The sequence below is a fragment of the Sedimentitalea arenosa genome, from assembly GCF_016428585.1.
Lineage (GTDB): Bacteria > Pseudomonadota > Alphaproteobacteria > Rhodobacterales > Rhodobacteraceae > Sedimentitalea > Sedimentitalea arenosa.
This window is the reverse complement of the sequence record NZ_JAELVR010000014.1, coordinates 24,933-50,342: the sequence shown is the minus strand read 5'-3', so window position 1 is coordinate 50,342 and position 25,410 is coordinate 24,933. Positions and strand designations below refer to the sequence as shown.

The window sequence follows — 25,410 nt, the reverse complement described above, 5'->3', positions numbered from 1 at the left end:
CTGGTGCGTCTACGCCGCCGTGGCACGGAGCATCCACGCGGCTTTTTCGTGGAACGCCGCACGTTCTGTCGCAAGGTCGGCCGTTGCCGGATCACCTGCTGCCTCTGCCGTCTCGACGAGTGTACGCATGCGCTGTGCCAGCTTTTCATGATCAGTCAGAAGATCCTTGACCATATCAATCGCGGCAAGACCGGCATCCGGGTTCTGCTCCTCTGGCCCTGCGGTCAACCCGGCCAGGCTGACCAAGGCGGGTTCACCCAAGGCTCTGATGCGCTCGGTCAGCACGTCTGCCGCAGCGAACATGTCGGTATAGTGGTGCTCTGTTATTTCGTGGATCGAGAAGAACAGCGGGCCGGTCACGTTCCAGTGGTAGGTGTGGCTCTTCAGGACAAGCCTGTAGGTATCGGTCAGAACTTCGGTCAGTGCTTCGGCCACGGACCGGGCTTTGGAGATATCGGTCTTGAGTTCTTTGGACAGCGGCTTTTGCTTCAGGATGGTCGTCATGGTTACCTCCTATATCGAACGGTGTTGAAATAGTGTCGTGCTTTGATCCGCAGCGCGCATGAGCGACTCGCCTACTTTCGGGGTGCGGGTCTCGGCTGAATGGCCGACCAGCACGTCGCAGGCCGCATCACGCAGCAGATGTCGCGTCACGCTGCCGATGAACGTGCGTTGGATCAGGCCTGACCGATTGGGGCCGAGCGAGATCAGGTCGACGTCGGCACCCTTCGTCGCACGGGCGAGTTCCGCAGCCGGTTCGCCGGGCAGCACCTGCCATGTTGCACGGGGCACGAGCACGGCGGCCAGCGCGCGCAAATGGGTTTCGGCGTCTTGCACAAGAACATCGTGATGTGCGGTCAGGTCCGATCGTGGCAATCCGACACGCAGCATCGCCTCTTCAAGCTGGCGTCCAACCTGGACGGCTTGAACCATGTGCAGAGCGGCATCCGGCAGGAGGGCCGCCACGAAAGACAACGCCTGCGGCGCGGTGTCGGGTCCATCGATCGCCAGCAGGACACGGCCATAGGGTTTGCCGACGGCCTGCCTGAGAACCAGTACCGGAACAGTGCCTGCAGCGATCAGCTTTTCGGTCGTCGAACCAAGCAGCTTCTTGACGATCCACGGCTTGTTACGCGCGCGTATCACGACAAGCGCGGGATTTAGAACATCGCATATCTCAACAAGCCGCAGCGCGGGCGAGCCCGCCTCGATCTTTATCGCTGTTTTGCAAGGACCGATTCCAAGCCGGCGCAATGCCGCCTCGATCCGATCAAGGGCGACCAGTTTTGCCTGGCCGCGAAAGGTGTTGATCATTGACGGAGACGCCGCATGATCGGGCAGGTCAACGATGTGAACGATGGTCAGCGTCACATCGTGACGTGCTGCGATTTCCATGCCGCGTAGCAACACCGCGTCGTCTTCCGGAAACCGATCGACCGCCGCGAGGATGCGTGGGGTTTTCATGGTCTTTCCTCCTCAATGCAACCGGACATCACCGTTTGGCGTTCAAAGCGTGTTGTGCCGATCTGTTTTCATCGGCCCGTAAGCCGAAAGCATGGTCCAGGCAGCCGCCAAAGCAGCTGCGACCGGCATCGTGGCACCCATGGCACCTGCCCTGGCAAACTCCGGCATGTTCGAGCCCTGCTGCGATATGCGGCCGAATTCCATCTGGCCGCGCTGTCCGGCGAGCAAACTTTGACCGCCGTCATCTTCCCATAGTGCGATGCATCGAGCGTTGGCTGGTTTTGCCATTCTGGGCGTGTTGGGGTTGGCTTCGGGCTGGAACAGATCGGGAAACAGTTCCTCGAAATCGGCCTTGCAGATCATCATTTCTTCAGTCCTTTCCAATTGAAGTGGGCCACCTGTGCGCGGCTGTTTCGCGTCACCGAGACCCGGTGACGCGTGGGCGTCAAAGAAAAGCTCTGCTTCGCCAGTTGGCCTGCGCCGTCATGTCGTCGAGCCGATCCGCCGGCGACGCGAACGGGATCATGCGCAGTTCTCGGTCCTCAAACGCGTAGACAGTGTGGCGAATGTCCCCGCGCTGGAGGCCGATATCCCGAAGTAACCGGTCATCCATGGCTTCAAGCGTGGCGATCATTTTGCGCCGACGCCAATTTCTGATCGCCGAACCGAACAACCGACGGACGAGGTCCTTGCTTTCATCGCCACCGCCCTCGCGGGAAGCGGATGCGATCATTTCACGTGTGATGTAGGTGGACATGTCATCCTCCAATCCTGAGACTACTGATGCCAAGACGTTGGAGCCCATACTGCCCGGAGCTCGGACGCGGATAAGCGAACGTCCTGCTCTGGCAGCGCCAGCGACTCCGTCTTTCGAGTTGATCTATGGAAGATCGATATCGGCCCCGAGGCTTGGACAGGCACAAGTACCCGCCCCGCCCGGGATTACCGGCGGTTCAGCAGATTTCCCGCGAAGAGCAGGAACCTCGTATGAAGCATGAACATTGACATGAGACAGACTTGGGCTATCCGTGCCGGGTTTACAAGGCTCCCGAGCCGGACTGCGGCCTTTTGGCCTGAAATAGCCCAGGTCCAGTTGTTTGCATTGAAACAGCGCCGCCGAGATTGACGAACGCAACTACCATACCTATCTGTACTTTATGTTGGTACATGCAGATCATTTCAGATTTCTTCTGCTGAACCGCCCGCTGCCCCGGGCGGTGTAGGCGCGCACGCGTCTGCTGAACCTTCCGGGGTCTCCTCAAAGTCCTGAAATGAGCACGCGACGATGACGTCGTGCGGGGAGCAGATATGACCAGCATCCAAAACACCCGTATTTTCGGGCGCGATATGTACTTTGGCCCAAGGATACCGCCGCGCAAGCGATCGATCCTGCCAGAGACAGACCACCAGAAACTCCAACAGCATCTGGGCCTGTGCGAGGGGCTGCGGCAGCCCTCATGGACATTGCTTGCATATGTGCTCCACAACAAGATTCTGACAACGGAACCGATCGCCAGCCTGTACGCACGTGATCTCGTAACTGGCGGGTGTCACGTGACCTATTCGGTGAACGGTGGACCGCGCCAGACAGGCCTGCTTGTTCACCGGGCCAGATCGGGATCAAGCAGTGGCGTGATCCCGGTGGCTTCCCTGTTGGGGGCTACCCTGATTGGCATGCGGGTCGGGCAGCGGGCGCCGCTTCTGTCCGAGGACGGGGCAATCATGTCGGTCTCGATCCTAAACGTCACCCCGCCGAATTGAGCCAGGATCACGATCCATTCCAGCAATCCTCAGGCAGTGGCGCGCACGCGACATGCCTATCACGACGTGACTAGAAGGAGACCAAAATGATGACCGAAATGACCAGAAGTGTCGCGAAACGCAATCCGCGGGCACCGAAGATCACTATCAATGCCGATGATCTGGCCCATATCGAAGCCCTTGCCGAAGGTGCGATGCAACGCAATCCGGCGCTGGCCGACCGTCTGTTGGAGGAAATCGGGCGCGCCCGGATCGTCGCGCCGGGCAAGATGCCGGCGAATGTCGTGTCGATCGGCAGCATCGTGACGTACCGAGACGAGACCACCGGCGTTGAGCGGACGGTGACGCTCACCTATCCGGAAGATGCCGACATCGCGCAGCAGCGCGTTTCGGTCGTGACACCTATCGGTGTCGCCCTGTTGGGACTGCCCGAAGGCGCGGTGTTCCACTGGGACACGCGCACGGACCAGCGCCGGATGCTGAAGGTGCTGCGGGTGCAAGCACCGGTAGGCCGTGGCGACGGGTAGCGCCATGATGCGCGTGACAAAGGCAACGGCACCGTGCCGGGCCTCCTCCCCGGGAGAAATGCAATGACGTGAGTTGGTCACCGAGCGATTCTCCGGGGGAATCCTATCAGCGGGCGATATCGCCCCACAGAAACCAGTCCTTCGGAGCCCTTGAAATGACACATTTCCACAATCTCGCAACCTGCGAGTCCGACATCGGAATCTCGTTATGGCCGGTCGCCGACCTGTACCAGGCGTGGCGTCTGCGCTGGGCCCAAATCATTCAGACGATGGGGCTTTGGTCATGAGCATGACGCAACACTTCCGCCGGCTTCTCTGGCCCGCCATATTGACTCTGGTCAGCCTAGGGCTGGTCCTGTTTCCGTCGCGACTGACCGGGTTGGTCGGGGATGATGAAACCCTCTTGCTCGCCGTCACCGCGCTGGCCTACTTTTCGACGGCCTGGTTCGCCAGCCGGATCGCGGCGTTTGTCCTTGATCAGACGGCGGCAAGGCGCCGACCCTATCCGCGCCTTCTCAAGGATATGGTGGCCGCGCTGCTTTTTCTGATCGCGTTCGTCGCGACCGTCTCGCTGTACATGGGGCAAGGCGCGCTTGGAGCGCTGGCGGGCTCCGGCCTGGTGCTGGCACTGCTGGGGTTCGCCATACGCAATGTTGTGGCCGACACGCTGTCAGGAGTCGCGCTGGGAGTGGAAGGTCCGTTCCGTATCGGCGACTGGGTCGATATCGACGGGCTGGCGCGCGGCAAGGCGATCGAGATCGGCTGGCGTACCACACGGCTCCTGACACTCGATCGCACCTACATGATCCTGCCCAACAGCCAGATCGCGCGCCAGCGCATCACCAACTATTCCGCGCCAAAGCCGGAGTACCGTGCACAGGTCAGAATAACACTTGATCACAGCATGCCGATCGGTCGTGCAGCCCAAGTCATGCTGGCGGCTTTGAAAGCGGCAAAACTCATTCTGCAAGACCCGGCGCTTGACGTGCGTGTCCTGTCCTATGAGGAGGGCGGGATCACCTACGCCCTACGCTTTTGGATATCGCGCTTTGATCGGGATGCCGATTGCCGCGATGAGGTGTTCACCGTTGTGGACGAGGCACTCCGCCGGGCCGGAACCATCGCTCCCTATCGCCGGATAGAGGTGATCCCGAGAGCCATTCCCGACGACGCCTAGGCAGTAGTCCCATTTGCGTCGTTACTTCCTTGGCGGCTCGAGGGGATTCATTTCCGCTATATCTCCCCGTGTGCCATGTGCTGCTTATGTGAGCATTGGTACTATTTATGACGAAAATACCTTCCGTTGTGCGAAGAAGCCATGGAATTGGAGATATTGCCACATTGGTGAGACATTGGGAGGACAGCATGGTTTCTACTGATACTGGACACGTGACGCATGGCGGCACAATGGACGCGGAAGGCAACACGCTCAATCCGGCGAGTGCGGATGAGAAGACTTGGGGTTCATTTGCGATCTTCAATATTTGGGCGAATGATGTTCAGTCGCTCTTTGGATACTCACTCGTTGCATCCTTGTTCATTTCTTTCGGCGTCGGCGGTTGGACCGCTTTTGCGGCCTTGATCACCGCCGGTTTATTTGTGATGTGGATGGTCAACCTCTCCGGAGCCCCAGGTGAAAAATACGGCATCCCCTACCCAGTTGTCGCCCGCGCCAGCCTTGGCACGCAGGGCGCTAAACTGCCTGCCATACTGCGCGCAATCGTGGCCGTCTTCTGGTACGGGGTACAGGTCTATTTTGCCTCCACCGCGATCGCGCTCCTGATCTATTCCGTCACGGGTGTTTCCGGCGGCACGGAATACCTCGGCCTGAGCGCTGTCGACTGGATTGCCTTCCTGATCGTCTGGTTTTTCCACATCGTGATCTTCTGGCGCGGAATGAACTGGGTCGAAACATTCCTGAATATCGCAGGACCGTTTGTATACCTTGTCATGATCGGTTTGGTCATCGTGCTGTGGCAGCGCTCTGACGGCCAGCTTCTCGAGGCAACGGCCACGATCTTTGCCAACCCCGAAGGCACCTTCTGGACCGAAGCCAAGGGCTTTATCGCGATTGTCGGAACGATGGTGGCCTATTTCGCCGCCGTCATGATCAACTTCAGCGACTTCTCGCGCTATGCGAAAGACAAGAAGACGATGATCTTGGGCAATCTCTGGGGTCTGCCGTTCAACATGATTCTGTTCTCGGCCCTGGCGCTTCTGACGACCGGCGGCGCGGCGGTCGTGTTCGGGGAAGAAATCATCAACCCGACAGAAATCGTCGAGCGCACGGACAGCGTTCTGCTGGGTGTCATCGCGGCAATCACGTTCTTCGCGGCGACTGTCGGCATCAATCTCGTAGCGAACTTCATTCCGGCGGTGAACGGAATCGCAAACCTGTCTCCCGAGAACATCAGCTTCCGCAAAGCCGGTTTGATCACCTCGTTCTTTGCCCTGGTCATCGGCGGCTTGTGGGTCAGCTTCATCAGCCAGGTCGGCATCGGCGGATTTGTAAACACGCTTGGCGCGGTTCTGGCCCCGATCTTCGGCATCATGATCGTGGATTACTATGCGCACCGCAAACAGCAGTTGAGCGAGGCGGACCTCTACAACATGGAGGGTGGTATCTATCACTACGACAACGGCTGGAACTCCGCAGCAGTCAAGGCGTTCGGTGCCGCGGCGATTTTCTCTGTTGCGACCGTATGGGTACCGTGGTTTTCGGTCCTGTCCGGGTTCAACTGGGTGATCGGCGCTGTTCTGGGCGGCATCATCTACAACGCGATTGCGAAGAAGCCCGCCTAAGTCCCTCGGCAGGCATCTGCAACTAACAGGCCGGTGAGGCGCGGTCCTCACCGGCCTGTTCCGTCTGGGGCGTCACATGGAAAAGCCGGGCCTTATGCTTTGGGTGAAAACCGCAAGGACAGGCACGACATGCCGCCATCCAGCTTCGCCGCCTCGCTCTTGCCGACCTCGCGCACCTCGTATCCCGCGGCGACCAGCGTGTCGCGCGTGCGCGGAAACCCGGCGGGCATGATCACCAGAGTGTTGAAGCGGATCGTATTGCCACAGGCCTCCCCACCTTCAGCAGTATGCAGAACCTTTTAGCCTTCGAAACAGCCGGACGCGTCGAGCCGTCTGGTGGCCAGAACCGTCTCCTCGTCAAGCAGCGAACAATCGGTCTTGAAGTGCAGCACACCTTCGGGCGTATCGACGACCCGCACGCGATACCCCCAGCGATCCACAGAACCTCACCATAGAGCGCTTCCAGATGCGGGGCCATCTCTGCCGCCTCGCCAAGCCGGCTTGGCGCGCCGGGGCGCACATTGATCGCACTTTCTTGCAGGCAAAGTGCGGCGCCTTCGACAAAGACCGAATCCGGGAAGGCAGCAGCCGATCCAGTGCGCTGACCTCGGCCCCCGTGCTGTGCAGCGCGGCCACGTAATCGGCGGGTTGTCCGGCAAACACCTCCAGATCGGGCGTTCCGGTGTCGACCGCGCGTAATCCGTCCACAATGCTGTGCGACGGTTCGCGGCAGATCGCATGGGTGAATGTCCAGCTCTTGGGGGGGGGCTGGATCAGCCTTTCCATTGGTTCCCTACCAGCCACCAAAACGCGGCCACAGTCCCAGCGGCGCACCGGCCTCGTCGGGGATAACGTGATACTGTTGATGTTGCGCGGCAGTGGCACAGGCGTGGTTGGGCAATATGCGCAACCGCGTGCCAACCGGAAACTCCGGCATCTGCGCGTCAGATCCCGGGCGGCGGGCAATCACGCCGTGTTCCTGATTGGCCTGAAGGACAATCAAGCCGGGGATCACGGCACCGGCCTCATCACAGACGATCCCGTAACCCTGATCCACCTCTTGGGCGGCGGTGCCGCGATCGCGCGACATTGCCATCCAGCCGGCATCGCAGATCGTCCAGCCGCGCGCTTCTTGGTGTCCTATGACCGTGGTCAGGACGCTGAGCGCGATGTCATCAACGTCGCAGACTTCGATCCCGGCCATGACCAGGTCAAAGAAGACGTAGACGCCGGCGCGCAACTCCGTGACGCCGGTGAGATCTGTGGCGGCATGGGCCGTGGGAGTGGAGCCGACGCTGACCACCGGGCAAGGCAGCCCCGCTGTGCGCAGTCTTTGAGACGCATCGACAACGGCGCGCCGTTCCTGTTCGGCAAAGACGGCCTGTGCCGCGCGTCCGACGGCACCATAGCTTTCACCCGCGTGGCACAAAACGCCATTCAGCTCCGCCCCACCGGCATGCAGGACGCGCCCCACCTCGACAAGCGCCGGATCGTCCTCTGTCAACCCGCTGCGATGACCATCGCTGTCGATTTCAATCATGGCCGGGATCGCGATCCCGGCCTCCCCGCAGGCTACAGCGACGGCTTCGGCCTGCGCGACGCTGTCCAACAAGACGCTCAATCGGCATCCCGCGCGGTGCAGGGCAATGACGCGATCCAGTTTGTCGGGGCTGATGCCAACGGCATAAAGGATATCGGTGATACCTGCCTCGGCGAAGACCTCCGCTTCCGCCAGCGTCGACACCGTTGCGGGCCCATTGCCGCCCGCCAGAACATAGCGCGCAGCGTCGACGCTTTTTGTGGTTTTCAGATGCGGCCGCAAGGTGACCCCGAGAGACGCCGCATGGCGCGCAAGGCGGTCGATGTTGCGTTTCATACGGGCCTCATCGACCAGCAAACATGGGGTGGGCAAATCGGCCAGAATAGTATCGGACATAGAGACCTCGGGCTTGTTTGGTTTCGGGGATATGATCGACAGTTCAAGCTGGAACTACGCAAGGAACTCCTTCAAGACCACTGGTGTTCAGACTGCCGAAATCATGCTGAAATCGAAAACGGACATGACCACCCTACCCGGCTTTTTCGACATCCACGAGGATGTATCGAACGCCCTGAACACCGACAAACCCGTCGTCGCCCGTGAAAGCACCATCATCACGCATGGCATGCCATTTCCCGACAATGTCGAGATGGCAAAGACTGCCGAAGCAATCATACGCGCGCATGGCGCCGGACCTGCCACGATCGCCGTGCTGGACAGCCGTCTGAAGATTGGCCTCACCGAAGAGGAGCTCGTGCGTCTGGCCAAGACTAGGGAAGCGATGAAGATCTCGCGCGCGGATATGGCCTTTGCGATTTCCTGGGGAAAAACGGCCGTAACGACGGTTGCTGCCACGATGATCGCGGCGCGCATGTCAGGCATTCGGGCGTTTGCGACGGGGGCATTGGCGGCGTGCATGCCGGGGCCGAAACGAGCTTCGATGTTTCGGCTGATCTGACCGAGCTTGGCAAGACAGATGTGATTGACGTGGCGGCTGGCGCCAAGGCCATCCTCGATGTGCCCAAGACGTTGGAAGTGCTTGAGACGCAAGGTGTGTCGGTTTTTGGTTTCCAGACAGACACGCTTCCGGCCTTCTGGACAAGGGGGTCGGATCTGGCGATTCCGCTCAGATTGGACAGTGCCGCCGATTTTTCAGAGTTTCAAAAGGTCCGGGACCAACTTGGCCTTGATGCCGGGCTGCTGGTGGCGAACCCGATCCCGGCAGAAAACGAAATTCCTGCGGATGTCATCAACGGCTACATCCGAACGGCGCAGTCAGAGATGGAAACGCGCGGTATCTCGGGCAAGGAAGTGACGCCGTTCTTTCTGCAACGGATCTTCGAGCTGTCCGGCGGAGAAAGTCTCAAGGCCAACATTGCCCTGGTCAAGAACAACGCACGGCTGACCGCCGAGATTGCCGTCGCCTTCCACACGTGATGGTTGCCATCCGCAACCGCCGGGACATCCGCATGACAGGCGTCGCCGCGCAGGCGGCCCCCTGTGAAGCGGCTGCCTAGGCCATAGCTCGAACGACAGTTCGGCGGTGACTGTCACCGCCGCCACGATCCCCGGTGCCGCGCCGCAGGACAGTTTCAGGATGAAATGTAGTTCGGGCGCCTAGCGGGAAACTGGATCTGATTCAGCATTCCGGCAGGTTGACAGCAAGGCCTCCAAGGCTCGTCTCCTTGTATTTGGTGTTCATGTCTTCGCCGGTCTGGCGCATGGTCTCGATGCAATTGTCGAGTGGCATGAAATGCGTTCCATCCCCGCGCAAAGCGAGGCTGGCGGCGCTGACTGCCTTGATGGCCCCCAGACCGTTGCGTTCGATGCAAGGTACCTGCACCAGCCCGCCGGCGGGATCGCAGGTCATGCCTAGATGATGCTCCAGCGCGATTTCGGCTGCGTTCTCGACCTGTTCGTTCGTGCCACCCAACGCCGCGCATATCCCCGCAGCCGCCATGGCGGACGCGCTGCCCACTTCGGCCTGGCAGCCGCATTCCGCACCCGAGATCGAGGCACGGTGCTTGATCAGCCCGCCGATAGCCGACGCCGTCAGCATCATCGTCTCCATCCCGGCATCAGATGCCCCGATGCAATGGTCGCGGTAATAGCGGATCACCGACGGCACCACCCCCGCCGCGCCGTTGGTGGGCGATGTGACGACCCGACCGCCGGCGGCGTTTTCCTCGTTCACCGCCATGGCATAGACGCTCAGCCAATCGTTCGCCGCGTGCGGCTGGCGCAGGTTGCTGCCCTGTTCAGCCAAGAGCTGTTCGTGGATCGCCTTGGCGCGTCGCTTGACGCTGAGCCCGCCGGGCAGGATGCCATCCATCCGCAAGCCGCGGTCAATGCAGGCATTCATCACCTCGCAAATGCGGGTAATCTGGGCTGACAATTCGCCCGGCTGAATGTTCTGATGCGCGCATTCGTTGGCGCGTTTCATCTCTGCAATGGTCTTGCCCGTGGCGCGGCCCATCTCCAGCATCTCGGCCGCTGAGCCGAAGGGATAGGGATAGCCCATTGCTTCTTTCTCGTCATGAAGCGTCTGGGTCTTGGCAGCCTTTTCGGCCTCAAGCTCGGCTTCGGTCACGACGAAGCCGCCGCCGACCGAATAATAGGTCTGCGTCATGTAGGGATTTCCGCGTTCGTCAAACGCGCGTAGCACCAGCCCGTTAGCATGGCCCGGCAATGGTGGGCCAAAGTCGAAGACAAGGTCGGTTTCGGGGTCGAAATCGAGCGTGCCAAGCCCCGGCGGGCTGATGCGTTTGGTGCGGCGGATTTCGGTCTCAAGTTCTTCGGCAGCATCTGGATCAAGCGAGGCGGGCAGATACCCGATCAGCCCGAGGATGACCGCGCGGTCCGTTGCGTGGCCTTTGCCCGTAAAGGCGAGCGATCCATGAAGGGAGGCCCCTAGGCGCGTCAACGTGCCCGCTCCGGGAATTTTCTCAGCATTGCCGCGCAAATCGTCTAGAAACCGAGCTGCAGCGGTCATCGGTCCCATCGTGTGCGATGAAGAGGGACCGACACCGATCTTGAAGATGTCGAAAACCGACAAGAACATGGCTTAAACACTGTCGGCGTAGATCGGGTGGGTTTCACAAAGAGCCCGCACCTCTTCCAGCACCGCTGCCTCTACAGCTGCATCTCCCTCGGGGTTCGCCGCGAGTGCGTCGATCACCTTGAGAACCAACTCGCCCACCTTGCGGAACTCTGCCTCGCCAAACCCGCGCGTCGTGCCAGCGGAGGTGCCAAGACGCACGCCCGAGGTGACGAATGGCTTTTCGGGATCGAACGGAATGGCGTTCTTGTTGCAAGTCAGACCAGCACGCTCCAGCGCGATCTCGACCGCCTTGCCGGTCACGCCCTTGGGGCGCAGATCGACCAGCACCATGTGACAATCGGTACCACCGGACACGACGCCCAGACCGCCCGCAACCAGCACTTCAGACAGAGCGCGCGCGTTGGCGATCACGTCCTTGGCATACTGCTTGAACGATGGCTCCAGCGCTTCACCGAAAGCCACGGCCTTGGCCGCGATGACATGCATCAGCGGCCCGCCCTGGTTGCCTGGGAACACGGCAGAGTTGAACTTCTTGGCCAGAGCTTCGTCATTGGTCAGGATGATGCCGCCCCGCGGGCCGCGCAGGGTCTTGTGGGTGGTCGAGGTCACGACATGGGCGTGCGGCACCGGGTCCGGGTATTCGCCCGCAGCGATCAGGCCGGCGTAATGCGCCATATCCACCATGAGATATGCGCCCACCTCGTCGGCAATGGCGCGGAAGGCGGCAAAGTCCATGTGGCGCGGATAGGCCGATGCGCCCGCGACGATCAGCTTGGGCTTGGTCTCGAGCGCGACCTTGCGCACGTTGTCCATATCGATCAGCAGGTCTTCCTTGGACACCTCGTAGCTGACCACGTCGAACCACTTGCCCGACATCGTGACTGGAGATCCGTGCGTCAGGTGTCCGCCATGCGCGAGGTCCAGACCCATGATGCGATCGCCCGGCTTGAGCAGGGCAAGGAACACCGCCTGGTTGGCCTGTGCGCCGGAATGCGGCTGGACGTTGGCAAAGCCGGCACCGAACAGCTTGCACAGCCGATCGATGGCGATCTGTTCGACGGTATCGACATGCTCGCAGCCACCGTAGTACCGGCGCCCGGGATAGCCTTCGGCGTATTTGTTGGTCAGAACCGACCCCTGGGCCAGCAGAACGTCGCGGCTGACGATGTTCTCGGAGGCGATCAGTTCGATCTGGTTCTGCTGGCGGGCAAGTTCGTGGCTCACGGCATCGGCGATGGCCGTGTCGGAAATGCGGGCGGTTTTGACGGTGTCGAGCATGGAAAGAATCCTTTGAGACGTAGCATGAGAATCGCGCCCCGAAACGGGGCGCGCTGAAAAAGGGCTGCGAGGGCCTTTAAAGGCCTGCGGCGAGCTCGCGGGTGGCAACGTCCAGCAGACCCTGGACATGCGGCACGTAAGAGCGCCAGACCTCAAGACGGAACGCGTCTTCGCCATCGCGGATCAGCGTGACCTGCGCATAGTCGAAGACGGTACGCTTGGCGCCGCCAACGGGAATGCGCGACAGGTCCAACGGGCAAGCAACCGACAGCAGATCGACCGCGGCAGGCCCGCTGATGCCAATCGTCACTTCGCGATCGGAAATCACCACGAGGCTGTGGGGCGTCTCGGTGCGAACCTTGTCGAAGGCCGCGGCGATGGCTTGCTGTTCCTCTTCGGCCGCGTGCAGCAACCATTCATCAGGGCCGATGCAATAGGCGGCGCGGTCGCCCTGCTGGGAACCCTGACCGATCCTCGTCGGCAAGGAGAGATCCAAGGCCTTCGAGGCCACCGCCAGGTCGGCAGGCGCGATGCGCAGGTTGAACCGAGCCACCGGGGGCAGAACCGTCACGGTGACGGCATCGAAATTCGTTACAGGAGCATTCATGATCTCACCTCCTCATTCGACCTTCAGACGGTCGCCCGCCGGGTCATAAAACACAGTGCCCGTGACCTTCGCAGGAATTGGGTTTCCGCTCTCATCCGGGACATGCAGCGTCTGGTCCATCCGGTCGAACCCGCCCTCGACCACCGCCATGGCGATGGAACGGCCCAACGCTTCCGACCAGTAGGACGACGTCACATGGCCGATCATCTTCATCGGCTTCGCCTGCTTGGGGTCATCGACGATCTGTGCACCTTCGGTCAGCACGGTCTTGGGATCTTCGGTGAGAAGACCGACCAGCTGCTTGCGACCCGGGGCCACGATGTCGGGCCGAGCGAGCGAGCGTTTGCCCACGAAATCGGGTTTCATCTTGCCGATGGCCCATCCGATCCCGGCGTCATGCGGTGTCACGGTGCCGTCGGTGTCCTGACCCACGATGATGAAGCCCTTCTCGGCGCGCAGGACGTGCATGGTTTCGGTTCCATAGGGACAGATGTCGTATTGCTGACCCGCTTCCCAGAGCTTTTCCCAGAGCGCCTTGCCGTGGCGGGCGGGCACGTTGATCTCAAAGCCCAGTTCGCCGGTAAAGCTGATCCGGAAGAGCCGCGACGGGAAGCCCGCGACGGTGCATTCCACAACCGACATATGCGGGAACGCATCGGCAGAGATATCCGCGCCCTCGACGAACGGTTCCAGCAGCTTGCGCGCATTGGGACCATTCAGAGCGATGGTCGCCCATTCCTCGGTGGTCGACGTCAGCCAGACCTTCAGCTCCGGCCATTCTGTCTGGAGGTAATCCTCCATCATGTTCAGAACCCGCGGCGCGCCACCCGTTGTGGTGGTCACATGGAACAGGTCATCGCGCATCCGGCCGATGACGCCATCGTCGCGGATGAACCCGTCCTCGCCCAGCAGAAGGCCATAGCGTGCCCGACCCACCCCAAGCTTGGTCCAGGGATTGGTGTACATGCGGTTCATGAACTCGGTCGCATCGGGGCCGGAGACCTCGATCTTGCCGAGCGTCGAGGCATCGAAGATGCCCAGGCTCTCGCGCGTCGCCTTACACTCGCGCGCGACCGCCTTGTGCATGTCCTCGCCGGCCTTCGGGAAGTACCAGGCCCTGCGCCACAGAGCGACCGGCTCGAATTCCGCGCCGTTTTCCTCAGCCCAGCTGTCGATCGGCGTCTTGCGGGTCACTTCGAAATGCGTGCCCTTGTGATAGCCCGCGAACGCACCGAAGGTTGTCGGCGTGTAAGGCGGACGGAAGGTCGTCAGACCCACCTGCGGCGCCTCCTTGCCAAGCGCGTCCGAAGCGATGGTCAACCCGTTCATGTTGGACAGTTTGCCCTGATCGGTCGCCATGCCGTTGGTCGTGTAGCGCTTGACATGTTCGATGGATTTCATGCCCTCGCGCACGGCGAGACGGATGTCCTTGGCGGTCACGTCGTTCTGGAAGTCGACGAAGGCCTTGGCCTTGCCGGGACTGCGATCTGTCGGCAGTTCCTTTTGCGTGATGCCGGTTCCGGTGCGGTCATCGGCAACTTCATAGGTGGCCGGACCAGCCTTGCCACCAAGCGACTTGACCGCATCGGCGCCTGCCTTGGATCCATCCTCGAGCGCGGTCGCAACACCCCAGAGCCCACGCCCTGCGCCTGCGATATGCACGTCTTCGGTCTTGCGACCGGGCAGGTAGACCTTGGCCTCTTCGTCCCAGTGCAAAGACCCCTTGGTGTGCGAGAAAAGATGCAGTGACGGTGTCCAGCCACCGCAGACAAGAACAGCGTCGCAGAACAGCATATGCGCGGCGCCCACCTTGCCATCGCGGACGGGATTGACGCGCAGGGCCTTGACCCGCAGCCGGCCCTTGGTGCCGGTCGCCGTGTAGGAAAGATAGGTCTTGATCCCACGCGCCTGCGCCTCGTCCTTCAGTGCCTGTGCCACGTCTTCACGGGTGTCGACGATGGCAACCACCTTTGCACCGGCGTCGGCCATGTCAAAGGCGCTGTACCAGGCGCTGTCATGGCTGGTCAGCATCACAGGTGCCTTGCCGACAAGCACGCCAAAGCGGTTCAGGAAAGTCTGTGCCGCCCCGGACATCATAATGCCAGGCGTGTCGTTGCCATGGAACACCATCGGGCGTTCGATGGCCCCTTGCGCCAGAACGACCTCTTTCGCGCGCACCCGCCACATGCGTTCCCGAGGCGCACCTTCGGGAACATCCGCCATGTGGTCGGTCAGCTTTTGCACCAGACCGATCATGTTCTGGTGGTAGTAGCCGATCGCAGTGGTGCGCGTCATGCGCGACACGTTCGGCATGCGGTCAAGCTCTGCAAAGGCGCTTTCGAGCCAGTCCCACGCAGGCTGGCCGTCGATGGACACGGACGGCTCCGACAAGAGCGTGCCGCCCATCTCGGAATTCTCATCCACCAGAACGACCTTGGATCCGGCCCGCCCGGCCGTCAGCGCGGCAGCGATGCCAGCCGGCCCGGAGCCGACAACCAGAACGTCGCAGTGCAGATAGCGGCTTGCATAGATGTCGGGATCGACCTCGGTCGGGGCTTTGCCCAGACCGGCAGCCTTGCGGATGAACGGTTCATAGACGCTGTCCCAGAAGCTGCGTGGCCACATGAATGTCTTGTAGTAGAAACCGGCGGAAAACAGCATATAGAGCCGGTCGTTGATCGCGCCGACGTCGAACTTGAGGCTTGGCCACTTGTTCTGGCTCTCGGTCTTCAGACCGGGATAGATTTCCTGCATCGTGGCGCGGGTGTTCGGCTCGAACCGGCCCTTGCCGCCACGGGTTGTGCCGACCAGAGCATTGGGTTCCTCCGAGCTTGCCGTGACCACGCCGCGCGGACGGTGATACTTGAAGCTGCGGCCCATCAGGTGCACGCCATTGGCCAGCAGCGCCGACGCAACGGTGTCGCCCTCGAAACCCTGATAGGTCCGGTCGTCGAAGGTGAACTTGACGGGTTTGCCGGTATTCACACGGCCCCGGCCTTTTACGCGATACTCGGTCATTCTGCGGCCTCCAGGGTTTGCACGTCGGGGCGGGCCTCGCCTGCCTTGTATGTGGTCAAAAAGCGGTCACTCACGGTGTCGCGCAGGGCATTGAAGAAGCGCCCGCAGCCGTGGATGTGCCGCCAGCGTTCGGCGTGCACGCCCTTGACGTTGGTGCGGATGAACAGGAAGTCGCGCCATTCCTCGTCGCTGAGTTTGGAGGGGTCCGCGGGACGTGCGATATGCGCTTCACCGGCATAAGCGAATTCCAGTTCGGGAAGCGTGTCGTCGCAATAGGGGCAATGGATCAAAAGCATGGGTCTGTCTCCTCAATGCGCAACGGCGGCGGCGGCGGCTTCGTCGATCAGACGGCCGGTGGTGAAACGTTCAAGCGTGAAGGGCGCGTTGATCGGGTGCGGTTCATCCTTGGCCACGGTCCAGGCCAGCGTATGCGCCGCCCCCGGTGTGGCCTTGAACCCGCCCGTTCCCCAGCCGCAATTGACATAGAGACCCTTGACCGGTGTCTTGCCGAGGATGGCCGACCGGTCGGGGGTCACGTCCACGATGCCGCCCCATTTGCGCAGCATCCGCATCCGGTTGAAGATCGGGAAGACCTCGCAGATCGCCGCGACCGTGTGCTCGATCAGCGGCAGGCCACCGCGCTGGGAATAGCTGGTGTACTGGTCGGTGCCAGAGCCGATCACCAGCTCGCCCTTGTCGGACTGGCTGATGTAGGCGTGCACGGTGTTGGACATCACGACGCAGGGGAAGACCGGCTTGATCGGCTCGGACACAAGCGCCTGGAGCGGGTAGCTTTCGAGGGGCATCCGCACGCCCGCGCTGTCCATCACGACACTGGTGTGACCGGCGGCGGAGACCGCCACCTTCTTGGCCTTGATGAAGCCCTTGGCGGTATCGACGCCCTCGACCGATCCATCGGCGCCACGCCGGATCGCGATCACCGGGCAGTTCTGGATGATGTCTACGCCACGCTTGGCCGCAGCACGGGCATAGCCCCATGCGACAGCATCGTGGCGCGCAGTGCCGGCGCGTTTCTGCAGGGCCGCGCCCATGACGGGATAGCGCGCATCGGGCGAAATGTTCAGCGGCGGGCAGAATTCCTTGGCCTGCTTGGGCGTAAGCCACTGGTTGTCGACGCCGTTCAGCCGGTTGGCGTGAATATGGCGCTGGAAGGACTGCACATCATGCACGTTGTGCGCCAGCATCATCACGCCGCGCTTGGAATACATGACGTTGTAGTTCAGTTCGGTCGACAGGTTCTCCCACAGATCGAGTGCGTGATCGTAGAGCTTCGCGCTTTCATCATAAAGGTAGTTCGAGCGGATGATCGTCGTGTTCCGCCCGGTGTTGCCACCGCCAAGCCAACCCTTCTCGATCACGGCGACATTGGTGATGCCATGTTCCTTGGCAAGGTAATACGCAGCGCCCAGGCCATGACCACCCGCGCCGACGATGATCACATCGTATTCACCTTTGGGCTGTTTGTCAGGCCATTGCTCAGGCCAGTTCTTATGGCCACTGAGCGCGTTCTTGAGCAATGAAAAGCCGGAAAAATGGGTCATCTGGGAAGCCTCGAATCTGTAAGGAAGCAGTCTGAATTTCTTTCTCATACCCTTCCGGAAATTCATTGTATTATTGCGCCAAAATCTTAGTATATTTACGTCGCAACACTTGCTGGAATGGCCGAAATGAACCCCAAACCTGCCCTGAAGATCGGCCTCATTCTGGCACGGCAATTTACCTTGTCTGCATTCGCGAATTTCGTAGATGTTCTGCGGCTCGCGGCAGATGAAGGGGATCGTTCGCGCCCGATCCGATGTTCCTGGCGCGTTGTCTCTGCGACGATGAATCCGGTGGTATCGAGCTGCGGAATCCCGGTGCAGCCCGATCAACGACTGGGTGATCCGACCGAGTTTGACTATGTGGTCGTGGTGGGAGGATTGATCTCGGCCATTGAAGAACTCAACCCGGATTACATCGCCTATCTCAAGCGCGCGGCAGTTTCCAATGTGCCAATCGTTGGCGTTTGCACAGGCGCGTTTATCCTTCACAAGGCGGGGTTGATGGATGGCTATCGCTGTTGCGTGAGCTGGTTCCATCACAATGATTTTCTGGAACAGTTCGAGGGGCTCATTCCGATCTCCGACCAGATCTTCGTTGTAGACCGCAATCGTCTGACCTGTTCCGGCGGGGCAAGTTCGGCTCATCTGGCCGCGTATTTGGTGGACCGACACATCGGGCCGGCAGCGGCGCGCAAGAGCCTGAACATAATGATTATCGACGAAGCGCAGACGCCGGAAAACCCACAGCCCGGTCTGCCACTTGAATATGCCACTTCGGACAAGTTGGTCAGGAAAGCGTTACATCTGATCCGTCAGAATGTGGCGACGCCGTTGACAGTCGATCAGTTGTCAAAACGCCTGAAAGTCAGTCGACGTATGCTGGAGCGCCATTTCGGCGATGCGCTGCAAGTGACGCCCGCAGAGGTGGGTCTATCGGTCCGGTTGGCTGTCGCACGCCATCTACTGAACAGTACCGATCAGTCCGTCACCCACATTGCAGCAGCGACTGGATTTTGCGATGCGTCGCATTTCGGCAAGGTTTTCCGCACCCGTGAAGGCGATCCCCCCGATGCCTGGAGACAGAAAAATCGCGCAAATGGCGCACCAGGCTTGATAGCTTGAAACTGTCTTGATCGTCGCCCCCTGGCGGGCTCAGGTTTTCATTCGTCTGATGACCAAGCCGCTTTGACGTGATCTTTGTGTCGTTGATCGCATGTTCGAGCATGGTTACCGTGAGCAGGCGCGTCCTCACCCGCTCACGGAACCCCAGTCAGGTCGTCTTGCCTAGCCCTGCGGATTTTTCCGCCTTGTGCTCCAACGAAAGGCAGCGAACGATGGCGACGCACATGAGCACCATGATCAGTGAGAACGGCAGCGCTGCAATGATGGCCGCTGTTTGCAAGGTGCTAAGCGCAGCACTTCCGCCCGCCACCAACAAGACCGCTGCCACGACTCCCTCGAACGTTCCCCAGATTACCCGATGACGAAACATCGGGTGCTCGTTGCCTTCGCTGAGGATCGTGGCCACAACCAGTGTGCCGGAGTCCGATGACGTCACGAAATAGGTTGTCACGAGGATCGTGCCAAGCACACCGGCTACCACCCCGATCGCTCCGACGTCCATCGCTTCGAAGGTCGCGAAGAGTGCCATCGAGACGTTTGCACTCACTGCATCGGACACGCCACCGGGACCGAAGAGTTCCGCCCAGAGCGCAGTCCCGCCATAGGCCGCAATCCAGACAAAGGACAGGAGAGACGAAACGCCAACTACGCCAAAGATGAATTCACGAACAGTTCTGCCCCGTGAAACCCGCGCGACGAAAACACCGACGAAGGGCGCCCAAGAGATCCACCAACCCCAATAGAAGGTCGTCCACCATCCCTGCCACATATCACTCCAACGGGCCGCTTCGGCGGGCACGCTTTCAACATAAACGTTGAACGAAAAAAGACTCTTTGCGTAAGACAGCGTAGCGTCACCCAGACTGACAAACAGATAGCGCGTCGGTCCCCAGGCAAAGAAAAAGACCAGGAGGACGATCGTCAGCCACATGTTGACCTGAGATAGCCACTTTATGCCCCGGTCCAGACCCGAAAGAACCGAACACAATGCAACGGCGGTAATGACAGCGATCAAGACAAGCTGGACTGCCTGCGAAATCGGAACGTCCCAGATATGGTTCAGACCCGCATTGATCTGCGTAACGCCTAGACCAAGCGAAGTGGCGATGCCGAAAATAGTCGCGAACACTGCAATCACGTCGATCACGACGCCGAGCGCCCCTTCGACCCGATCGCCAAATAGCGGGTAGAGGGTGTAGCGGATCCCAAGCGGCTTTTTCAGCCGGTAGCTGACAAGACAAAGGGCCAGTGCGACTATGCAATAGATTGCCCAGGCGTTGAGGCCCCAGTGGAAAAAGGTGACCTGAAGCGCCATATCCGCCGCTGCCTGATTGCCTGTGCCTTCGGCAAACGGCGTACCCCCGGAAAAATGAAACATCGGCTCGGCGATCGACCAGAAGATAATGCCAATCCCCTGCCCTGCAGCATAGAGCATGGCGAACCAGGTGAAGTAGCTGTATTTCGGTCGCTCATCCGCATCACCAAGCCGGAGAGAGCCATATTTGCTGACGGCAGTCGCGATCAAAAAGACGAGAAAAACAGCTGACAGGGCAACGTACCACCAATTGAAGTAGAAGGTAACGAATGTCCGGGCTGAATCAATCCAATCGGCCGAACCGGTCGGAAACGCGAGCACCAGAAAGACAAAAAGCACTATGACGCCCGCCGAAATTAAGGATGAGTACGGGTTTACGCCCCTGAACACTCCAGATCGAATTAGCATGAGAACCACCCCCGTAGTTCGAATTGACCGCGCGGATCGTCATCTCACGTGCGCGCAGATGTTATACTTTAATCACTTGTTCTCGCCAGGCAGCACGTGGCAGCTTCCGGATTCCCAATGCACAACAACTTTCGAGCCGGCATGCAGATTGAGCAACGACAATTCGTCGTGGCTTTTCTGTACTTTAAGCTCTTGGCCCCCTGCGGTCTCGAGAAAGACCATTGCCGTGCCGCCAATGAATTCCTCACCCGCAACGCTGGCTTCTATCCCGGGTTGGCCACTGTCTGGCAGGCTCAGCTGCATGTTCTCCGCGCTGACGATGAAAGTGACTTTTTGGCCCTGCCTGCCATCCGGCAGCTCGCTCTTTGGCAAGATGGTCTCTCCGCCCTCATAGGCGACCTGCCAGCCATCTGCACCGGCGGGGCCCTGAACCACACCGTCAAAGATGTTGGCCGAGCCCAGAAACTCAGCGACAAAGCGATTGTACGGCTCGCGATAAATTTCTTCAGGCGTTCCGATCTGTTCGATCTGACCCCGGCTCATGATGACCACACGATCAGCCATGGAGAACGCTTCGGACATGGAGTGTGTCACATAAACAAAAGTAATCCCCAGATCCTTCTGTAGATTTGACAAGACAGCCTGCATGCGCACTTTGAGGTGCGCATCAAGCGCCGAGAGAGGTTCATCCAGCAGCAGGATCTTCGGTTCCGTCACCAAGGCGCGGGCCAAGGCCACACGTTGCTTTTGACCGCCAGACAGCTGATTGATGTTGCGGTTCGCAAACTCGGTGATCTGCATCTTCTCGAGCCACTTTTCCGCGCGTTGCCGGCGTTCCTCTTTGCCGACACCCCGCATCTTGAGCGCGAACTCCACGTTTTCCTGAACCGTCAGAAACGGGAACAAGGCCAGAGATTGCCAGACCATGGGGGTATCGCGATCCCAGGTGGCTTTGCCGTTCACCTTCTCGCCATCAAGATAGATCGCGCCTTCGGTAGGGTCTTCCAAGCCCGCAAGCATGCGCAGCGTCGTGGTTTTGCCACAGCCGGATGATCCCATGATGGCCAGGAATTCTCCGCGACCAATCTCGAAATGAGCTTTTTCGACTGCAGTGAAGTCTCCGAACCGCTTTACGACATTGTCGAACGTCACGATCGCTTCTGAGTGCTGTTCCATTTGTGCGTTCGCTTCCATTATTTTTTATCCTCCGGGCTGCGCAGCAGAAGCTGGGCTAGTATGATCAGCGTCATAGAGCTGAGGAAGGCGAGAGAGCCGATGGCATTGATGCGTGGGCTGACCTGGCCTTGCAGGAAACCAAGAATCTTGACGGGCAGCGTTTCGTTGAGGCCGGAGACAAACCATGCGACGGCGAATTCATCGAACGAGACAGCCATTGTGATAAACAGCGCCGCAAAGATCGCAGGTTTGGCGAAGGGGATGATGACATAGCGCAGGGTCTGCCACTGGTTGCCGCCCATGTTCCATGAGGCCGCCTCCAGATCGGGATCCATCTGCGAAAGTCGCAGGCGGATGATGGCCATGGCAAAGGGGCTGCACATGACGCCATGCGCAATGATGACGGAAATTGTCGTACCGGACAGGTTCACGCGGCTCAGGAAGGCCAGCATTGCCAGCCCCATGATCACGACGGGGATGGTCGGCGGCAGGAGTGCGAGCGCAAGGTAGAAGGATTTGCCGGTGAAATTGTAGCGGAAGTCCGTGTAGGCCCCGCCAAAGCCCAGCACGGTGGCGATGACGGCGACCGTCAGGCCCACGACCACGGTATTGGCAAAGCCCTGCCAGACCAGCGGATCCTCCCAGATCAGGCGATACCATTCGGTCGAGAACTCGCCCAGCGGGAGCGACGGGAACCGGTCGGAGTTGAGCGAAAAGACAAAGCTTCCGGCGATCGGCGCAAAGATGAAAAGCAGACAAAGCGCAATATGCAGCTTCAACAGCAGGTTGATGATCCGGTTCTCGTTCCCCATCTTATCTTCCCCGCTCTTTGTAGGCATAAGTGATGGCCGCGAACGCCGCGGTAAGCAACGTGATGATCATCATGATCGCGACCACTGCGGCGCGAGGCCATTGCTGACCGGATTTGGTGAAATCGGTGATCATGATCGACAGGGTCGGAGGATTGCCGCCGCCCAGGTAAAGCGGGCTGACGAAGTCGCCGAAGCTGAGAATGAAGGCAAATAGTGCCGCAATCACAAGGCCCACTTTTGCCGACGGCACGATGACGGCGAAAACTGTCCTCAACCGCCCACAGCGCAGGTTGTGAGCAGCCTCGATCAAATCACGATTGACGAAGTTCAGGCTGAAGGTCTGCAACAGAATGACCAATGGCAGCGTGAGGGTGATCATTCCCACGATGATACCAAACGCATTATTCAACATTGGGAATGGCCCAAGCCCGAGATACCCAAAGGCTGCGTTCACGATGCCCGCATCGGACAGAAACACTTGTAGCGAATACACCCGGACAAGATAGCTGGTGAAGAATGGGATGATCAGGATGAAGATCATCCAGCGCTTTGCTTTCTCGCTCATCTTGAAGGAGATCGCATAAGACGCCGGAAAGGCGATGATGCTGGTGATCGCAGCTGCTGCGGTGGCAAGTATCATGGTGCGGAAATATGCATCCCAGAATACGCCACGCGTCAGGACGCGCTCCCAGTTGCCAAAGTTCAGATCAGGCTGCATCTGAAAGTTGCGCACTGTCCAGAAACTGATCGCGACCAGAAACAGGAGCGGGAAAAGAAAGAACAACAACTGCCAGAGCAGCAGCGGCATCGACAAGATCAATGAAAAAAGTGTTGGTCGCTTGGTCATATCAGATCCCATAGCTCGGCAATCGAGCGTCTTGTTGGGGCGCATAGAAACATGCGCCCCCAAGCCAACTGTGCTTTATGCGCCTTTGTAGTCGGACCAGAAATCGTTCCAGTCTTCGAGGCTCTGCTGGATCGGAAGTTGACGATACTGGATCAAGCCTTCGCGGATCATGTCCATCGCATTGCGTTCGGCGAGCACCATGTTCTGACGCTTGGCTTCGGCAGGGTTTGTTTCGTTGAGCACAACCCAGCCCTTTTGGGACGGGACCATCGCCGGATAGGCCGCCATGTCAGCGGATTTCGCCTGACCCTCGGGCGAGGTGATATACTGGATCCACTTCTTGGCCATCTCCTGATTGCGCGAGCCTTTACCGATCGAGAAGCTCTCGGTCCACTGCAGACCGCCTTCTTTTGGAATCACGCTGCGCACCGGGCTGCCGTTCTTTTCCAGCGTACCGGTGATCCAGTCACCGATACCTGCAAAAGCCAGCATTTGCCCGTTGTTGAGCGACGAGAAGGTACCGCCGTAATCGAAGAATCCGCCAGCTTGACGGCGCAGGCTCATGGTATGCTCCTGCACTTTTTCCCAAGCCGCTTCGTCGATGTCGTAAGGCGATGAATTGCCGACATGCAGGCTCATCTGACCCAGGTTGGGCAGGTGCCAGTCAAAGTGACCGAGCTTTCCCGTCAACCGCTCGTCTGCAAAAAGATCGTAACTGGAGGCCTCTTCTTCGGTGAAGGCATCCGTGTTGTAGGCTACGCCAAGGAAACCAAATCGCGTGATGACGGAATAGAGCTTGTCGTCCTGCCAATGGCCAGGGAACTTCTGGAATTCGGGGAAGAAATCGTCAAAGGCGTAGTCAGCCGGATCCAACTCTTCGATGTAACCGGCCGCGTTAAGCTGCTGAACATATTCGCCATCCGACAGGATCACATCAAAGGTACCGCGCGGGGATTGCGCGATCAGGCCCAGCATGTTGTCGCCGCCGGTATAGTACTTTGGCACGAACTTGACGTTATTCGCCTCTTCGAATTCACCTACGATATCCGGCTCGGCGTGACCATACCAAGCAAGCATCGACAGCTCTGTCGTTTGCGCCGCTGCACGGATGGACAAGAACGGCGTGGCCAAAGCTGCGGCACCTGTCATCTTCAGTAGGCTGCGTCGGCTTGGTCGGATCAGTTTAGTGGACATTGGGTTACTCCTTGTTGGGATAATTCTTTTTTTTTGACGGGAGAATCAGCTTGCACTCGCCAGAGCGGCGGCCTTGCCAAACTCGTTTTCGAGCGCCTCGACGATCCCTCTGGTGCAGACATCCAGCAGGATATCGCCCTTCTCAGCGGTCGCGTCCTTCGGCGAGGACAGTGTCCCGCTTGCTGGTGTCCATTCCGGCTTGGCTGGGTAGACGTCGTAGGGCGGAAATGTTGCTGGAGCGTGCTCAACCGCGTCCTGAAGAGACACGAGGTCGGGGTGCAGACGCAGCATCAGAGACGTTTCCAGAACGCCGCCATGTTCGATGTCCCATCCGAGAAACCCGTTCGGATACAGCTTCTCGATCGAGGCCTGATCCACAAAGTCCCAATAGGACAGGACCACGACCTTGACGTCATGGATGTCGGCCCAGCCCAGTTCGCGCAAGGCAAGGTCAATCGCTTCTGTGATGAACCAGGAATTCTCAAAGTGGCCATTGACGACACACAGGTTGCGCACGCCATGTCGCACGAATTCCTTGACTACGTCCTTGAGCGCATTCACGAGGCTTGCACCGTCAAGGCTGGTTGTGCCCGGAAAGAAGTTTCCGCCACCCGACTTCTGGTGGGATTTGTATCCGTATGTGAAGGGTGGCGCGACCAGAGCCCCAACCTGCTCGGCGACACGGCGCGCGAATTCAGTCGGCAAGAGCACATCGACATGCATCGGCATATGATGACCATGCTGCTCCATCGACCCGAGCGGAATCAGAACAGGCACATCGCCGTTTTGCACCCGCTTTTGATAGTCGGGCCAAGGCATTTCGGCAGCAAAAACGGTTGAATGTGGCATTGCACCCCCCTGCATCTGAAGATCGTCAAACCCTAGGGCAGCTTGCCTTAGCCGAGAAATTCATAGT

The 25,410-nt window shown here is 59.6% G+C and carries 22 protein-coding genes and 2 pseudogenes; 6 read left to right on the top strand and 18 right to left on the bottom strand.

The window, feature by feature from the left end; genetic code table 11:
• Positions 1-9: 9 nt before the first annotated feature.
• From JF290_RS18455 to JF290_RS18440, 4 genes are all read right to left on the bottom strand, one after another.
• Positions 10-504, bottom strand: a complete 495-nt coding sequence (locus JF290_RS18455; protein ID WP_199026377.1) for a Dps family protein — start codon at positions 502-504, stop codon at positions 10-12.
• 9 nt (positions 505-513) lie between these two features.
• Entirely contained in the window at positions 514-1,464 is a 951-nt protein-coding gene (locus JF290_RS18450; protein WP_199026376.1) for a universal stress protein, read from the bottom strand.
• 42 nt (positions 1,465-1,506) lie between these two features.
• On the bottom strand, positions 1,507-1,830 hold the full coding sequence (locus JF290_RS18445; RefSeq protein WP_199026375.1) for a hypothetical protein: 324 nt from the start codon (positions 1,828-1,830) through the stop codon (positions 1,507-1,509).
• Between the two features lie 79 nt (positions 1,831-1,909).
• The gene (locus tag JF290_RS18440; RefSeq protein WP_199026374.1) at positions 1,910-2,221 is read right to left on the bottom strand and encodes a DUF1127 domain-containing protein; all 312 of its coding nucleotides are present in this window, start codon (positions 2,219-2,221) and stop codon (positions 1,910-1,912) included.
• 551 nt (positions 2,222-2,772) lie between these two features.
• Here JF290_RS18440 and JF290_RS18435 point away from each other — a divergent pair.
• From JF290_RS18435 to JF290_RS18420, 4 genes are all read left to right on the top strand, one after another.
• The gene (locus tag JF290_RS18435; protein ID WP_227363300.1) at positions 2,773-3,225 is read left to right on the top strand and encodes a GreA/GreB family elongation factor; all 453 of its coding nucleotides are present in this window, start codon (positions 2,773-2,775) and stop codon (positions 3,223-3,225) included.
• A gap of 89 nt (positions 3,226-3,314) precedes the next feature.
• Positions 3,315-3,752: a nucleoside diphosphate kinase regulator gene (rnk, locus tag JF290_RS18430; RefSeq protein ID WP_199026391.1), complete on the top strand. Its 438-nt coding sequence runs from the start codon at positions 3,315-3,317 to the stop codon at positions 3,750-3,752.
• Between the two features lie 283 nt (positions 3,753-4,035).
• Positions 4,036-4,929, top strand: a complete 894-nt coding sequence (locus tag JF290_RS18425; protein WP_199026373.1) for a mechanosensitive ion channel family protein — start codon at positions 4,036-4,038, stop codon at positions 4,927-4,929.
• A gap of 230 nt (positions 4,930-5,159) precedes the next feature.
• The gene (locus JF290_RS18420; RefSeq protein ID WP_233155562.1) at positions 5,160-6,554 is read left to right on the top strand and encodes an NCS1 family nucleobase:cation symporter-1; all 1,395 of its coding nucleotides are present in this window, start codon (positions 5,160-5,162) and stop codon (positions 6,552-6,554) included.
• A gap of 92 nt (positions 6,555-6,646) precedes the next feature.
• Here JF290_RS18420 and JF290_RS18415 read toward each other — a convergent pair.
• Positions 6,647-7,340, bottom strand: a pseudogene (locus tag JF290_RS18415) (dimethylarginine dimethylaminohydrolase).
• Between the two features lie 7 nt (positions 7,341-7,347).
• Positions 7,348-8,490 carry a DSD1 family PLP-dependent enzyme gene (locus JF290_RS18410; protein WP_199026372.1) on the bottom strand — a complete coding sequence of 381 codons (1,143 nt, stop codon included), beginning with the start codon at positions 8,488-8,490 and terminating at the stop codon, positions 7,348-7,350.
• A 124-nt stretch (positions 8,491-8,614) separates the two neighbouring features.
• Between JF290_RS18410 and JF290_RS18405 the strand changes: the two are divergent.
• A pseudogene (locus tag JF290_RS18405) lies at positions 8,615-9,531 on the top strand (pseudouridine-5'-phosphate glycosidase).
• Positions 9,532-9,733: 202 nt separating this feature from the next.
• On the opposite strand, the gene JF290_RS18400 reads toward JF290_RS18405, so the two are convergent.
• The 6 genes from JF290_RS18400 to JF290_RS18375 all read right to left on the bottom strand — a co-directional run bounded on the left by JF290_RS18400 (position 9,734) and on the right by JF290_RS18375 (position 17,620).
• The gene (locus JF290_RS18400; protein WP_199026371.1) at positions 9,734-11,155 is read right to left on the bottom strand and encodes an L-serine ammonia-lyase; all 1,422 of its coding nucleotides are present in this window, start codon (positions 11,153-11,155) and stop codon (positions 9,734-9,736) included.
• 3 nt (positions 11,156-11,158) lie between these two features.
• Positions 11,159-12,433 (bottom strand): serine hydroxymethyltransferase, encoded by a 1,275-nt coding sequence (gene glyA / locus JF290_RS18395; RefSeq protein WP_199026370.1) that lies wholly within the window; start codon positions 12,431-12,433, stop codon positions 11,159-11,161.
• Positions 12,434-12,509: 76 nt separating this feature from the next.
• The gene (locus JF290_RS18390) at positions 12,510-13,040 is read right to left on the bottom strand and encodes a sarcosine oxidase subunit gamma (RefSeq protein WP_199026369.1); all 531 of its coding nucleotides are present in this window, start codon (positions 13,038-13,040) and stop codon (positions 12,510-12,512) included.
• Positions 13,041-13,052: 12 nt separating this feature from the next.
• The gene (locus JF290_RS18385) at positions 13,053-16,058 is read right to left on the bottom strand and encodes a sarcosine oxidase subunit alpha (protein ID WP_199026368.1); all 3,006 of its coding nucleotides are present in this window, start codon (positions 16,056-16,058) and stop codon (positions 13,053-13,055) included.
• Entirely contained in the window at positions 16,055-16,354 is a 300-nt protein-coding gene (locus tag JF290_RS18380; protein WP_199026367.1) for a sarcosine oxidase subunit delta, read from the bottom strand. Before JF290_RS18380 ends, JF290_RS18385 begins: the two co-directional genes overlap by 4 nt.
• Positions 16,355-16,366: 12 nt before the next feature.
• Complete coding sequence (locus JF290_RS18375) at positions 16,367-17,620, bottom strand: sarcosine oxidase subunit beta family protein (protein ID WP_199026366.1); 1,254 nt, start codon at positions 17,618-17,620, stop codon at positions 16,367-16,369.
• Positions 17,621-17,746: 126 nt separating this feature from the next.
• On the opposite strand from JF290_RS18375, the gene JF290_RS18370 reads away from it, so the two are divergent.
• Positions 17,747-18,742, top strand: a complete 996-nt coding sequence (locus JF290_RS18370; protein ID WP_199026389.1) for a GlxA family transcriptional regulator — start codon at positions 17,747-17,749, stop codon at positions 18,740-18,742.
• A gap of 148 nt (positions 18,743-18,890) precedes the next feature.
• Here the strand turns inward: JF290_RS18370 and JF290_RS18365 are convergent, their stop codons facing one another.
• From JF290_RS18365 to JF290_RS18340, 6 genes are all read right to left on the bottom strand, one after another.
• On the bottom strand, positions 18,891-20,465 hold the full coding sequence (locus tag JF290_RS18365) for a BCCT family transporter (protein WP_199026365.1): 1,575 nt from the start codon (positions 20,463-20,465) through the stop codon (positions 18,891-18,893).
• A gap of 72 nt (positions 20,466-20,537) precedes the next feature.
• Positions 20,538-21,659 carry an ABC transporter ATP-binding protein gene (locus JF290_RS18360; protein ID WP_199026364.1) on the bottom strand — a complete coding sequence of 374 codons (1,122 nt, stop codon included), beginning with the start codon at positions 21,657-21,659 and terminating at the stop codon, positions 20,538-20,540.
• Positions 21,659-22,453 (bottom strand): ABC transporter permease, encoded by a 795-nt coding sequence (locus JF290_RS18355; RefSeq protein WP_199026363.1) that lies wholly within the window; start codon positions 22,451-22,453, stop codon positions 21,659-21,661. Before JF290_RS18355 ends, JF290_RS18360 begins: the two co-directional genes overlap by 1 nt.
• A gap of 1 nt (position 22,454) precedes the next feature.
• Positions 22,455-23,300 (bottom strand): ABC transporter permease, encoded by an 846-nt coding sequence (locus JF290_RS18350; RefSeq protein WP_199026362.1) that lies wholly within the window; start codon positions 23,298-23,300, stop codon positions 22,455-22,457.
• A 75-nt stretch (positions 23,301-23,375) separates the two neighbouring features.
• The gene (locus tag JF290_RS18345) at positions 23,376-24,494 is read right to left on the bottom strand and encodes a polyamine ABC transporter substrate-binding protein (RefSeq protein WP_199026361.1); all 1,119 of its coding nucleotides are present in this window, start codon (positions 24,492-24,494) and stop codon (positions 23,376-23,378) included.
• A gap of 45 nt (positions 24,495-24,539) precedes the next feature.
• The gene (locus tag JF290_RS18340; protein WP_199026360.1) at positions 24,540-25,343 is read right to left on the bottom strand and encodes a creatininase; all 804 of its coding nucleotides are present in this window, start codon (positions 25,341-25,343) and stop codon (positions 24,540-24,542) included.
• Between the last annotated feature and the right edge of the window lie 67 nt (positions 25,344-25,410).